This is a genomic window from Actinomadura soli (assembly GCF_005889715.1).
GTDB lineage: Bacteria > Actinomycetota > Actinomycetes > Streptosporangiales > Streptosporangiaceae > Spirillospora > Spirillospora soli.
In genome coordinates, this window is record NZ_VCKW01000224.1 from 1 (window position 1) to 13,828 (window position 13,828).

General features: G+C 72.7%; 9 protein-coding genes and 1 riboswitch. Of the genes, 1 reads left to right on the top strand and 8 read right to left on the bottom strand.

What is annotated here, in order from left to right; genetic code table 11:
• The first annotated feature begins 246 nt into the window (after window positions 1-246).
• Entirely contained in the window at window positions 247-1,890 is a 1,644-nt protein-coding gene (locus tag ETD83_RS31725) for a glycerol-3-phosphate dehydrogenase/oxidase (RefSeq protein WP_138648890.1), read from the top strand.
• Here the strand turns inward: ETD83_RS31725 and ETD83_RS31730 are convergent, their stop codons facing one another.
• The 8 genes from ETD83_RS31730 to ETD83_RS31765 all read right to left on the bottom strand — a co-directional run bounded on the left by ETD83_RS31730 (window position 1,891) and on the right by ETD83_RS31765 (window position 13,529).
• Window positions 1,891-3,045, bottom strand: coding sequence for an acetyl-CoA C-acetyltransferase (locus tag ETD83_RS31730; protein WP_138648891.1), 1,155 nt, complete (start codon window positions 3,043-3,045; stop codon window positions 1,891-1,893).
• Between the two features lie 24 nt (window positions 3,046-3,069).
• On the bottom strand, window positions 3,070-3,687 hold the full coding sequence (locus tag ETD83_RS31735) for a TetR/AcrR family transcriptional regulator (protein ID WP_138648892.1): 618 nt from the start codon (window positions 3,685-3,687) through the stop codon (window positions 3,070-3,072).
• Between the two features lie 12 nt (window positions 3,688-3,699).
• A complete protein-coding gene (locus ETD83_RS31740; RefSeq protein WP_138648893.1) occupies window positions 3,700-4,479 on the bottom strand; it encodes an SDR family oxidoreductase in 780 nt (259 codons plus the stop codon).
• Window positions 4,476-5,762 carry an acyl-CoA dehydrogenase family protein gene (locus ETD83_RS31745; RefSeq protein ID WP_138648898.1) on the bottom strand — a complete coding sequence of 429 codons (1,287 nt, stop codon included), beginning with the start codon at window positions 5,760-5,762 and terminating at the stop codon, window positions 4,476-4,478. Before ETD83_RS31745 ends, ETD83_RS31740 begins: the two co-directional genes overlap by 4 nt.
• Window positions 5,763-5,789: 27 nt before the next feature.
• Window positions 5,790-7,034: a glycosyltransferase gene (locus ETD83_RS31750; protein WP_138648894.1), complete on the bottom strand. Its 1,245-nt coding sequence runs from the start codon at window positions 7,032-7,034 to the stop codon at window positions 5,790-5,792.
• Window positions 7,018-9,969: a bifunctional glycosyltransferase/CDP-glycerol:glycerophosphate glycerophosphotransferase gene (locus tag ETD83_RS31755; protein ID WP_138648895.1), complete on the bottom strand. Its 2,952-nt coding sequence runs from the start codon at window positions 9,967-9,969 to the stop codon at window positions 7,018-7,020. The genes ETD83_RS31750 and ETD83_RS31755 overlap by 17 nt, the downstream gene beginning before the upstream one ends.
• Before the next feature lie 280 nt (window positions 9,970-10,249).
• Window positions 10,250-11,017 (bottom strand): CHAP domain-containing protein, encoded by a 768-nt coding sequence (locus ETD83_RS31760; RefSeq protein WP_230421325.1) that lies wholly within the window; start codon window positions 11,015-11,017, stop codon window positions 10,250-10,252.
• A gap of 12 nt (window positions 11,018-11,029) precedes the next feature.
• A riboswitch (cyclic di-AMP (ydaO/yuaA leader) is annotated at window positions 11,030-11,184 on the bottom strand.
• Between the two features lie 446 nt (window positions 11,185-11,630).
• Window positions 11,631-13,529 carry a PP2C family protein-serine/threonine phosphatase gene (locus tag ETD83_RS31765; protein ID WP_138648897.1) on the bottom strand — a complete coding sequence of 633 codons (1,899 nt, stop codon included), beginning with the start codon at window positions 13,527-13,529 and terminating at the stop codon, window positions 11,631-11,633.
• Between the last annotated feature and the right edge of the window lie 299 nt (window positions 13,530-13,828).

The following is a 13,828-nucleotide window of genomic DNA, read 5'->3' on the forward strand; positions in this document are numbered from 1 at the left end:
GAACTACGCCGCAACTGGAACCAGGACCGCCGCTGGGAACCCACCTGGAACGACGACCAGCGCCGCCACGGCTACGCCGGCTGGAAGAAAGCCGTCACCCGGACCCTCGACTGGGTCGACGTCGACTAGGGCCTTTCGCCGGGCCGCGGCGCGTTGTCGTCCGGTTGTCCGGGACGTTCTCCGGGCGACGGCTCGCCGCAACCCGGCCGCACGACACTCGAACTGATCTCTCTTCGGGAGCATGCAGTGACATCCGTAGCCCTCGGACCGCGCTACCGGGAGGACGCCCTGCGCGGCCTCGCGGACACGGAGTTCGACGTCCTGGTCGTCGGCGGCGGCATCGTCGGCGCCGGAACGGCCCTCGACGCCGTCTCCCGCGGCCTGTCCGTCGCGCTGGTGGAGGCGCGGGACTGGGCGGCCGGGACGTCCAGCCGCTCCAGCAAGCTGATCCACGGCGGGCTGCGCTACCTCGAACAGCGCGACTTCGGTCTCGTCCGGGAGGCGCTGCGGGAGCGCGGCCTGCTCCTCCATCGGCTGGCGCCGCATCTGGTGCGTCCTGTCCAGTTCCTGTATCCGCTGCGCAACCGCGTGTGGGAGCGGGCTTACGTCAGCGCGGGCGTCACCCTGTACGACTCGCTGGGCGGGGCCCGCGCGCTCCCCCGGCACCGGCAGCTGACGAGGCGCGGCGCTCTGCGGGAGGCGCCGGCCCTGCGCTCGGACGCCCTGATCGGCGCGATCCAGTACTACGACGCGCAGGTGGACGACGCCCGCTACACGATGATGGTCGCCAGGACGGCCGCGCAGTACGGCGCGAAGGTCGTCACCCGCGCCGAGGCGACCGGGTTCCTGCGCGAGGGCGAGCGGGTGACCGGCGCCCGCGTCCTCGATCTTGAGGGCGGCCAGGAGATCGCCGTCCGCGCGAGGCGCGTCGTGTGCGCGACCGGCGTCTGGACGGACGGCGCCCAGGCCATGACCGGCTCGCGGGCGTCGTTCGCCGTCCGGGCGTCCAAGGGCGTCCATCTGGTGGTGCCGCGCGACCGGATCCCGATGGACACCGGGCTGATCACGCGGACGTCCAAGAGCGTCCTGTTCATCATCCCGTGGGGGCGGTACTGGCTCGTCGGGACGACCGACACCCCGCACGAGGACGGCCCGGACGAACCGGTCGCCGACCACACCGACATCGGCTACCTCCTCGACCAGGCGAACGCCGTCCTGCGGACCCCGCTCACCCACGACGACATCCAGGGCGTCTACGCGGGCCTGCGGCCCCTGCTCTCAGCGGAGGTGGACGACACGACCCGCCTGTCCCGCGAGCACGCCGTCGCGGAGCCCGTGCCGGGCCTGGTCGTCGTGACCGGCGGGAAGTTCACCACGTACCGGGTGATGGCGCGGGACGCCGTCGACGTCGTCGCCGAGGGCCTGGACGACGCCGTCCCCGAGTCCGTCACGGAACGGCTGCCGATCATCGGCGCGGTCGGGTTCGAGGTGCTGTGGAACGAGCGGCGCCGCCTCGCCGCCGAGTCGGGCCTGCACGTCGCGCGGGTCGAGCACCTCCTGCGCCGGTACGGGTCGTGCGTCCGCGAGGTCCTGGCCCTGGTCGCGGACGACCCGGCGCTCGGCGGCCCCGTCCCCGGCGCCGAGGACTACCTGTGCGCAGAGGCCGTCTACGCGGCGACGCACGAGGGCGCCCTGCACCTGGAGGACGTCCTGTCCCGGCGGCTGCGCGTCTCGATCGAGCAGCGGGACGGCGGCGTCGCCGCGGCCTCGCACGTCGCCCGCCTCCTCGCCCCGGCGCTCGGCTGGGGCACCGAGGAGATCACCGACCAGATCAAGCGGTACGTCCTGCAGATCAGGGCGGAACGCCGCGACACCCCGTCCGCCGCGTAGTCAGAGGCGTTCGAGGATGGTGGTGTTGGCCTGGCCGCCGCCTTCGCACATGGTCTGGAGGCCGTAGCGCCCGCCGGTGCGCTCCAGTTCGTGCAGCAGCGTCGTCATGAGGCGGGCGCCGGTGGCGCCGAGGGGGTGGCCGAGGGCGATGGCACCGCCGTTGGGGTTGACCTTCGCCGGGTCGGCCCCGGTCTCCTTCAGCCAGGCGAGGACGACGGGTGCGAACGCCTCGTTGATCTCGACGGCGTCGATGTCGTCCATGGTCAGGCCGGTCTTCTTGAACGCGTAGGCGGTGGCGGGGATCGGCGCGGACAGCATCCTGATCGGGTCCTCGCCGCGTGCGGAGACGTGGTGGACGCGGGCGCGCGGCGTGAGGCCGTGGTCCCTGACGGCCTGCTCCGAGGCGATGAGGAGCGCCGCGGCGCCGTCCGAGATCTGGGACGAGAGCGCGGCGGTGAGGCGCCCGCCCTCCACGAGGGTCTTGAGGCCCGCCATCTTCTCCGGCGACGTGTCGCGCCGCGGGCCCTCGTCGGCGGTGACGCCCTCGTACGGGACGATCTCCCGCTCGAACCGGCCCTCGTCGGTCGCGCGGATCGCCCGCTGGTGCGACTCGTAGGCGAACGCCTCCATCTCCTCGCGGGAGATGTCCCAGTCGCGGGCGATCATCTCGGCGCCGTTGAACTGGGAGACCTCGGCGTCGCCGTAGCGGCGCGTCCAGCCGGTGGAGCCCGCGAACGGGCCGCGGGTGAAGCCGAGCGGCTCGGCGGCGGTCATCGCGAACGCGATCGGGATCTGCGACATGTTCTGCACGCCGCCCGCCACGACCAGATCGGACGTCCCGGACAGGACGGCCTGCGCGGCGAAGTGCACGGCCTGCTGCGACGACCCGCACTGCCGGTCGACGGTGACGCCGGGCACCTCCTCGGGCAGCCCGGCGGCGAGCCAGCAGGTGCGGGCGATGTCCCCGGCCTGCGGGCCGACCGCGTCGACGCAGCCGAGCACGACGTCCTCGACCGCCGCCGGGTCGACGCCGGTGCGTTCCATCAGCGCGGTCAGCACGTGCGCGCCGAGGTCGGCGGGGTGCACGCCGGACAGGCCGCCGCCGCGCCGCCCGACGGGCGCGCGCACCGCGTCGACGATGTATGCCTCGGCCATGGGGTGTCTCCTTCGTACGGGGGCCTAGCTCGACTGGATGCCTTCGAGGAACATGGCGAGGTACTGCTTGGCGATGTCGTCGGCCGACAGCCGCCCGCCGCGCCTGTACCAGTTGGCGGCGACCCAGACGGTGTCGCGGATGTACCGGTAGACGAGGTCGAGGTCGAGATCGGCGCGGAGCGCGCCCTCCTCCACGCCCCGGCGCAGCAGCGACAGCCACATCTCCTCGAACCGGCGCCGGGAGTCGTGCAGGTAGCGGAACCGCTCACTGGTCGCGAGGTGCTTGGACTCGTTCTGGTAGAGGACGACGGCCGGACGGTGCCGGTCGATCGCCCGGAACGACTCGACGACGATGCCTTCGAGCGTGTCGCGGGCGCTGAGCCCCGACTCCAGGACGCGGTCGTAGGCGGCCCACATCTCGTCCAGGAACGTCGACAGGATCTCGTCGGCCATCGCCTCCTTGGAGTCGAAGTGGTAGTAGAGGCTGCCGCCGAGGATCCCGGCGGCGTCCGCGACCTTCCGGACGGTGGTGGCGGAGTAGCCCTGGGAGGCGAACACCTCGGCGGCTGTGGCGAGCAGCTCCGCCCGCCGTTCCGCGCGGGCGGCGGCGGTGCCTTCGGCGTCGCGCCGTCGTGGACTCATCAGTTGGGTTTCCTATGCGTGCTGGGAGGAGACGGAGACGACCTCGCCCGTCATGTACGAGGAGTAGTCGCCGGCCAGGAAGACGATGACGTTGGCCACCTCCCATGGTTCCGCATGGCGGCCGAACGCCTCGCGGCGCGTCAGCTCGTCCAGGAGATCTTCGGACGTCACCTTGACGAGATGCGGGTGCATGGCCAGCGAGGGCGACACCGCGTTGATCCGGACCCCGTACTCGGCGGCCTCCAGCGCGGCGCAGCGGGTGAGGGCCATCACCCCGGCCTTGGCGGCGGCGTAGTGCGACTGCCCTTTCTGCGCCCGCCAGCCGATCACCGACGCGTTGTTGACGATGACGCCCGAGCCCTGGTCGCGCATGACCCGGAGCGCGGCGCGGGTGCAGCGCATGGTGCCGGTGAGGGTGATGTCGAGGACGCGTCCCCACTGGTCGTCGGTCATGTCGGCCAGGTCGGCCGTCCCGCCGAGGCCCGCGTTGTTGACCGCGACGTCGACGCGCCCGAAGCGTTCGACGGCGAGGGCGTAGAGGGCCCGGACCTGCTCCTCGGACGTGACGTCGCAGGCCAGCGACGCCACGCGCGCCGCGCCGAACTCCTCCCCCAGCTCCCGGGCGGACGCGCCGAGCCGCCGCTCGTGCGCGTCGGAGATCAGGACGCGGGCGCCCTCCTCCAGGCAGCGGCGCACGGTCGCGCCGCCGATCCCGGCCCCGGCCGCCGCGGTGATCACGACGGCGCGGTCGTTGAGCAGCCCGTGCCCGGGGACGTAGCGGGGCGGCGTCATTCCCGTGCCTCCCTGCTCGCGGCCGGTTCACGGGGGAGGCCGAGCACGCGCTCGGCGATGATGTTGCGCTGGATCTCGTTCGACCCGGCGTAGATCGTGTCGGCGCGGGAGAACAGGAAGAGCCGCTGCCAGTCGTTGAGGTCGTAGGGTTCGCCGTCCGCGATGAGGCCGGCGGCGCCCAGGATGTCCATGGCCAGCTCGCCCAGTTCCCGGTGCCAGGTGCTCCAGACGAGCTTGGAGATGGACGACTCCGCGTCGTTCCGGGGGGTGTGGGGGGTCGTCCCCCCACTTGAGGCCCGCCCGTTCCGGGGGGTGTGGAGGGTCGTCCCCCCATTTGAGGCCCGCCCGGGCGCGCCGGCGGCGACGCCCGCCATGGTGCGCAGCGCGTTCAGCCGCATGATCTCCAGCCCCATGTACGCCCTGGTCAGCCGGTCGCGCAGCAGCGGATCGTCGAGCGCGCCGGTGCGCCGGGCCAGGTCGGCGACGCCGTCGAACTCGCGGCGGAACCCGACCTGCTGGCCGAGCGTGGCGACGCCCCGCTCGAACCCGAGCGTGGCCATCGCGATCTTCCAGCCCTCGCCGGGCGCGCCGACGATGTTGGCCGCGTCGGTCCGCGCGCCGTCGAAGAACACCTCGTTGAACTCGGAGGTGCCGGTGAGCTGGACGATCGGCCGGATGTCGACGCCGTCCTGCCGCATCGGGACGAGGAGGTACGACAGGCCGTGGTGGCGCGACGAGCCCGGCTCGGTGCGGCAGACGGCGAAGCACCAGTCCGATTCGAGAGCCAGGGACGTCCAGACCTTCTGGCCGTTGATCACCCAGTGGCCGCCGTCGAGTTCGGCACGGGTCTGCACGTTGGCGAGGTCGGAGCCCGCGTCCGGCTCGGAGTAGCCCTGGCACCACAGTTCCTCGACGGCGACGATCGGCGGCAGGAAGCGGGCGCGCTGCCCGGCGCTGCCGAACGCGATGATCGTCGGGCCGAGCAGGTTCTCGCCGATGTGGCCGACCCGGGCGGGGCCGCCGGCGAGCGCGTACTCCTCGTTGAAGATGACCTGCTGCTCGACGGTGGCGCCGCGCCCGCCGTGCTCCTCGGGCCAGCCGACGCACGTCCAGCCGGCGGCGGCCATGTGCCGCTCCCAGGCGAGCCGCTCCTCGAACGCCTCGTGCTCGCGTCCCGGCCCGCCGAGCCCGCGGGCGTGCGCGAACCCGCCCGCCAGGTTGGCGCGGAGCCAGTCGCGGACCGCGGCGCGGAACGCCCGGTCCGCCGGGGTCTCGTTCTCCATCACGCCGCGAACTCTACCAAACACTTGTTAGAAAGAATCACCCTCCAGGACGGGTTCCCTCCCGTCCCGCACGGGCTCCCCCGCCGGGTCGCCGGACGGGAGATCGCGGTGGAGGAGGTCGAACAGGCGGTCCCAGCGTTCGAGCACCGTGTCCGGGTGGAACCGCAGCACCGAGGCGCGTGCCTCGGCTCCGAGGGCGCGGCGCAGGTCCGGGTCCTCGATGAGGCGTTCCAGCTCCCGGGCGAACGCGGCGGTGTCGCCCGGCTCGACCAGGGCCCCGGTCCGCTCGCCGAGCAGGGCCCGGACGCCCGGCGCGCAGTCGAACGCGACCGTCGGGAGCCCGTAGGCCATCGCCTCCAGCACCGACATCGGGAAGCCCTCGGCCCGCGACGGCAGCGCGAAGACCGACGCCTCGACGAGCGCCTCCTCCACATCCGCGACGACGCCCCTGAACTCCACCGAGCCGGTTGGCCCGGCTCCGCCCAGCAGACCGGCCTCGGCCGCCTGGGCGCGCAGCCGCTCGCCGTCCGGTCCGCTGCCGTAGACGTGCAGCCGCCAGCCCGGATGGCGCGCGGAGACCCGCTCCCATGCCTCCAGCATCAGGTCCACGCCCTTCTCGTAGGAAAGGCGGCCGACGCACGCCACGACGGGGAGGTCGAGCGTCGGATGGACGTCCGGAGTGACGTGGAGCGCGTTGGGGATGTAGTCGACGTTGGTCATGCCGTTCCGGGCCCAGGCGTCGGCGTCCTCGGCGGTGAGCACGAGCATCCGGTCGACGTCCGCGTAGTGCTCCCTGACCCGGCGGTACCGTGACGACGCGCGGGTGGCCGCGTACGACTCGTGGCTCATGCCCACGACCCGCAGCCCGGACGTGTCGGCCAGCCGGACCCACTCCATCGCCCACACCTGCGCCGCGATGACGACCGAGCCCGGCCGGGCGGCGGCGAACAGCTCCGACAGGCGGGCGGCGCCGCGCCGCTGGGCCGCCCTCCGCCACAGGTCGCGTGCGCGTGCCGAGACGTCCAGGCGCTGCCGGAGCGTCGCCGGGCGCCAGGCCATCGCGGGCGGACGCCACTCCGCGTGCAGCACCTCGACGGCGTAGGAGCCGTCCCGGCCGTGGTGGTACGGCCGCGTCCCGCGGGTGATCCCGACGAGGGTGACGCGGTCGCCGCGCCCGGCGAGCAGCCGCGCCAGGTGATGCGCCCAGCGCTGCAGCCCGCCCATGTCGTCGGCGTTGTTGCACACGATGAAGACGTCACGCGGTGCGGCCATGCTGCTCCCCCCTGCGGCGGTATTCCCCCTTGCGGCGGCGTTCTCCCTTGTGGCGGGGCCTGGCGGCCGGGAAATAGCGGTCCGCCACCGTGCGGGCGGCGGTGCCGCGGTCGTGCTCGCCGAAGCGTTCGGCGAACGCGCGGCGGCGGGGGGCGTGGCCGGCGTCCGCGTCGTCGAGGCCGGCGAGCGCGGCGACGAGCTCGTCCTCGGTGCGGGTGATCGGGCCCGGGGCGTGCCGTTCCAGGTCGAAGTAGCCGGCCGTGCGGTCACGGCCGCCGGGGAGGTGCAGGACGATCGGCCGGTCGAGCAGCGCGAAGTCGAACATGATCGAGGAGTGGTCGGTGATCAGCGCGTCCGCGAGGAGCAGCAGCGGGGTGACGTCGGGCACGTCGCCGACGTCCCGCATGACCGCGTGCGCGCCCGGCGGGAGGTTCGCGCGGCACAGGTAGTGCGGCCGGACGAGCAGCACGAACTCCTCCCCCAGCTCCCGCGCGAACACGCCGGGGGCGATGGGCGGCTCCAGCAGCCGGACCGGGCGCCCCTTCGGCCCGGTGGCGAACGTCGGCGCGTACAGGACGGCGCGGCGCCCGTCGCCCGCGTCCAGGCCGAGCGAGCGGCGGAGCCCGTCGACCTCGGCGGCCAGCTCCGGATCGCCGTCCACGCCGTTGACCAGCGGATCGTTGCGCGGATACCCGGCCGGGAGCAGCTCCGACCGGACACCGAGCCCGGCGCACAGCGTCTCCACGTCATGCCCGGACCGGACGAGAAAGCAGTCGAACCGCTCCACCGACCGCCGCAGCCGGGCCCGCTCGGCGGCGGAGCCGCTCTTGACCCGCGGCTGGTCCTGGCCCATCAGCTTGAACGCCGACCCGTGCCAGGTCTGGATGTAGGTGGTCTCAGGGCGCTTGCGAAGACCGTCCGGATAGCCCTGGTTGTCGATCCAGTAGCGGGCCCGCGCGAGCGCCAGGAAGTAGGCCCACGACCCGCGCCGCACCAGCCTCGCGTCCCCGGGGAAGCCCTTCGGGGACGACGCGTACGACCACACGGCGTCCACCGGCCTCCCCGACCTGCGCAGCTCCCGGTAGATGTACTTCGGGTTGTCCGAGTACCGCCTGCCCAGGTGGGTCTCGAAGACCGCCAGGCCCTGGCGGACGGGCAGCCGGCTGAGCACCCGGTTGAACACGGCGATCTTGGTCGTGCGGGACGTCAGCGTGCGGCGGACGGCCTTCTCCGTCCGCCGCGCCCGCCGCCCCACGAGGCCCCACGCCAGCCGTCCCGCCGGGGACGTGGCGGCGCGCCGCGCCGTGGACCCCGCGAGCCGCGCCCACGGCGTGCCCGACTCCAGCGAGAACGCCAGGTGCCCGCCGCCGGTGACGTACGAGCGGAGCCGGTCGGCGGCGAGCCTCGTCAGCCGGGGCCGGACGGGCAGCTCGACGCCGCCGAGCGGCGGCGACCCGGGGCCCTCGCCGAGCCGGGTGACCACGTCCTCGCCGTCCACCCGGACGCGCAGGCGCACGTCCCAGACCGGGTCGACGAACCCCACCGGCCGGATGCGCCGCCTCGGGTCGAACTCCGCCCGCCAGGCGAGCCGGTCGCCCTCATGCCGGACGGCCGCGCGGACCCGCCCCTTCCTGGCGCGGTGCCGCCGGTCGCCGAACTCAAGCGTGGCCGACAGTTCCGCGTCCGGACGGATCCGGCCCAGCGGGTTCAGCACGTACCCGGCCATCCGGACACGGCCGCCCCGCACCTCCAGCAGCGTCACCGTGTTCCCCGGGCGCAGGTCCTTGAGCGGTCGCAGATGGAAGCCGAAGTCGGTGACGTCCAGGATGCGGCGTCCGAGCGTCCCGCGCGGACGTCCCGTGCCCCAGAACACCCGCCCGTCCCGCTCCACGAGCTGCGCGCGAAGCTCTGGCCGCTTGACGGCACCGCCGTGCTCGGCGGCGGCGAGCGCGGCCGCGTGATCGCCCTCGCGGATCAGGTACGCGGCGATCGCGGGCAGCGGGTGGGCCTCCTCGAACACCCGGGGATCGAGCTCGGCCAGGTAGCCCGCCGCCAGGTCGAGGAAGCGGGACCGGTAGCCCGGGTCCCGGTCGCGCAGTTCGCGCAGGTAGAGGGCGAGATCGTGGTTGACGAACTTGACGTCCTTGGCGCGGCGCAGGTCGTGGGCGCCGCGCAGCGCGAACAGCATGTCGATGCGGCGGTGGATCTCCAGCCGGTCGGCGAAGTTGGCCAGGTCGGCGCGCCGGTTGGAGATGGACGGCGCGGGCGTCCGCTCCCGCACCAGCCAGTTGTAGACGCGGTGCGGGATCAGCGCCGTCCGCCTCGCCGCCAGGTACGCCTCCGCGGTGAACAGCAGGTCCTCGTAGTGGAGCCGCTCGACGAACCGCAGGCCGTGCTCGTCCAGGAAGTCGCGCCGGTACGCCTTGTTGGTCGACAGCGTGTCGTAGAGGAGGTCGGGGTGCTCCTCCAGCGGGCCGTACACGGCCCTGCGGCGGTACAGCCACGGATACCAGGGGCGGACGCGGCCCTTCGCGCCCGGCGGCACGTCCAGGAAGATCCGGTCGCACAGCCCGGAGGCGAGGTCGGCGCCGGCGTCCTCGGCCGCGGCGAACAGGTTGAGGCAGGCGTGCCGGTCCAGCAGGTCGTCGCTGTCGAGGAACATCACGTACCGTCCGGCGGACGCCTCGATCCCGGTGTTGCGGGGCCGCCCGCAGCCGCCGGAGTTCGACGGCAGGTGGACGGCGCGGACCCGGCCCGGATGCGCGGCGGCCAGCCGGTCGGCGATCTCGCCGGTCCCGTCGGTGCTCGCGTCGTCGACGATCACCGTCTCGACGCCGCCCAGCGACTGCTCCAGTGTGGAGGCGACCGCCCTGGGCAGCCGCCACGCGTCGTTGTAGGCGATCACGACGACGGTGACGTCCGGGCGCACCCGCATGGGCCCCCTCCCCGCGCGTCCAGGGCTCGATGGGACGTGTGCACGGGTTCCTTTCCCGGAACGCCGTGATGAGGTCCAAGAGCAGTCAAAGGCTGTCAATGCTTGGCATTACCCGCCTTCGGCGGCGACATGGGTTACATCACCCCGCAACGCCCGAAGGCGCCCGGCCGACGCCGGGCGCCTTCGAATGACGCCATTCAGATCACGCGGTCCACACGACCCGGATCAAGCGATCCGGACTGCGCCGCACCGACCGGCCGCCGCAATGGCGGCGGGAGGGTCAGGACGCGTAGTCGGGGTAGCCGTAGCCGACGATCTCGGACTTGTCGCGGGTCTTCTTGTTCACCGCGTTCTCGGTGTTGCCCTCGATGGTTTTGACGGTGCCGTTCCCGTTGTCCTTGACGACGAGGCCGACATGGTCGATGTCACCGATGCTGCCGCGCGAGCCCTTGTCCCAGTCGAAGAACACCACCGCGCCGGGCTTGGCGGCCTTGCCCCAGCGGTCGGTCTTCTTGAACCACGTGGCGTGCTGGACGGTGTACGCGTCCCAGCCCATGTTCTTCACGCCGGTCTGGGCGCCGAGCCAGGAGACGAACATGTTGCACCACTGGGCGCCCTTGTAGTCGTTGACGGAGAAGCCTCCGTCCCGCTGGGCGGTCTCGGCGGCGTGCGGGGTCGACACGTACCACTTGTGGAACTTGGTCATGCCGCCCTTGCCCTCGGAGATGCCGACCTGCTTCTCCGCGAGCTTGATGACCTCGCTGGGCTTGACCGCGCGCGGGGGCACCTTGAAGCCCTGCGCGCGGGCCTCGGCGGCCGAGACGGCCGCGGAAGCCTTGTCCGACTTGACGGACTTGCTGGACACGCCGCCCTTCTCGGCGACCGCCGCCGCCTGGGCCGGGGCCTCGGCCACGGCGCGGTCGTCGGTGAGCGGGTTGAAGAGCGCGAGCCCGACGGCGCCCGCCAGGACGGCGCCCACGGCGACGCCGACGGCCTTGTCCTCGGGCGTGAGGGTGTTCAGGGAAAGTCGATCGAAACGACCGGTCATGCGGGGAATCTCCTTGTCTCCCATGACGCCTACCGGGTTAGCTGACGGATTCGGGCATGGAAGCAGCCCTACGGCGCGGCTCTCGGACGCGCCGATTCACCCCTGGAACCTGGGTCCCCGGCTCCGTTCCGGTCAGGTGGACCGGACGGACTCGGCCTCGCACCGCGATGCGGTGCATTCGGATTGATCTCAGTGACTGATCTTGATCTGATCGCGCACCTCGCTGGGCGCGCATCGCGGGCGGTAACCGCTCCGCGATCCTCGGCCGCGCTTGGCACGGCCGGAGGCAACGCATGGGACGCGTTGCGTGATTCGGTAAGAAGGTATCAACCTTCTCAAAGAAAGCAAACCAGGCACAAAACTCGGTCTGACCCGATCAAAGCCCTCTCAAGGAAGCATCAACATCGTCAGGGCGCGGCGTGTTCCCGATCTTTCCAGAACCGCCCCTCAGCCCTTTGCCCGCCGGGCTTACCCGCCACTGCGCAAATGGTAAAGAACGCCTCGCCACGCCACTCGGCCCGCGCCGGAACCCGCCCCGCGCGCCCCGTCCGCGCCGGCATGGGTGAGACGCACATCACACAGTGCGATGATCGCAGGTCAAAGGTGGTCTCGGTCACTCCACATGCAGGGCGAAGAGCGTGGTGTCGTCGGCCGCGCGGTCGTGCTCCATCCGCGCCAGCACGTCGTCCAGCATGCTCTCGGGCTGCGTGGCGCAGTCCCGCAGGATGCCGGTGAGGCGGGCGATCCGCTCGTCCAGGTCCGCGTCCCTGCGCTCCACGAGGCCGTCGGTGTAGAGGAAGAGCATGTCGCCGGGGCTGAGCCGCGTGGTGATCGTCATGTACCCCCAGTCGGGCACCGCGCCGAGCATCGGGTCGCGGACGACCTCCATCGGCACCGCCCGCCCGTCCCGGATCAGGATCGGCGGCGGATGCCCCGCGCACGTCCACTCCAGGACCCGTCCGCGCGGATCGAACTGGGCGACGACGGCGGTGCCCGTCGCCGGCGGGTCCATGCTGCTCACCAGCTCGTTCAGCCAGCCCACCAGCCGTCCCGCGGGCTCCCTGGTGCAGGTCAGGCCCAGCAGCCCGTTCCGGGTGCGCGCCATCGCCGCCGCCGCGGGCAGGCCGTGCCCGGCCGCGTCGCCGATCGCGAACAGCGACCGGCCGTCCGGGAACGCTCGGGTCGCGAACCAGTCGCCGCCGATGCGGGCGGTGCTCTCCGCCGCCAGGGCACGGAGCGCGATGCGCAGGCCCGGCAGAGGCTCCACCTCGTCCTCGTCCGGCAGGATCGCGCGGCGCAGCGTCACCGCCACCCGCCGCTCCTGCGCCATCCGCTCCTGCTGCTTCAGCATCTGCCGCCGGGTCTCCGCCAGCGCCCGCTCCACGCCGCGCCGCCGGGTGATGTCCTGCGAGACGATGTTGATCGACACCGGCAGCCCGGACTCGGCCAGCACCGGCTCGGCGAACACCCACAGGTGCCGCGGCGCCCCGTCCCGGCCGGTCACCCGATGCTCCGCCTCCACCGGCTCCCGGCGCGAGAACATCGTCTGGACGGCCTCCTCGACCAGCGGCAGGTCGTCGTCCGCCACCACCTTCGGCAGGTCGTGCGGCATCGGCGGCACCTGGTCGGGGTCGAGCCCGTAGTTGGCCAGCATCTGCGGCGTCCAGGCCGCCTCGCCCGTAGCGAGGTCCCACTCGCCGAACCCGATCAGGGCCAGCCGCTCGACCCGTTCGAGCCGCCGCGCGATCCGGTCCTCGCGCTCGTGGTAACGCCAGGTCACGCACACCCCGGTCGGCACGGCGACGCACCGCACGCTCATCCGGGACGACCGGGAAAGCCCCCGCTGCGCGGTCGTGTACTGGATTGAGGAACGTTCCAAAGGCGTCCCGCTCTCCAGCACGTCCACGTACTCGTCGAAGAGCCCGCTCAGCACCGCACCGGGGTCCGTCTGCAGCAGCCGGCGCCCGGCGAGCTCCTCCCGGCCCCGCCCGAACATGTCCAGCACGAGGTCGTTGAGATCGACGAACAGGAAGTCGGCCACGTCGCCGTCCGGCCCCCTGACCGGCACCAGGTGGGCGGACGCGTCGAGCGCCCCGTCGAGCACGGCCCTCGCCGCCGGATCGTCCGGCACCCGGGCCAGGATCTCCGCGTCCCCCGCGGTGTCCTCGGCCGTCACCCGGCGCAGGACGTCCTCCGCCTCCGACAGCACGGCCTGGCGCTCCGCCGTGCCGGCCTGCGTGCGGGGCGCCCTGCGGCCCGCCGCGACGGCCCCCACCGGCCCGCCGCCGCCATCCTTGACCAGCAGCGACGCCGCCTCGCTGAGCTCCATGTCCAGATCGCGCGCGAGCCAGATCAGATGCTGCAGAGCCTCGCCCGGCGGCACCCCGAGCCGCCGCGCCAGCACGACCCGCGCCTCGGAGAGCACCGCCCGGTCGTGCGCGGCGTCCCGCAGGTCGTCAAGATCCGCAACGTGCACCCCGGGCTGCGCCCAGGTGCCCTCCGCATCCGCCAACCTGTCCCCCGTTCGGCTGGTGCCTGGGAGAAAAAAGCTACATACGTCAGTGACCAACAATCCGCCTAGAACCGTACAAACCGCCCAGTTCTTTGCCCGACTTTTCCCTTCACGCCCGAACTTGACCAGTACGGGTGACCGTCACCGGAGACAACCGTTCCCCACCCTGTGACTCAGGTCACAAGTTGCTCCGTGAGCGCCGTGACCCGCGCCGCCGCCGCCCGGAACGACGTGCCCGCCGGGTGCAACGTCAGCACCACCACGATCTTGTCCCCCACCACCCCGGTGGTGTGCACCAC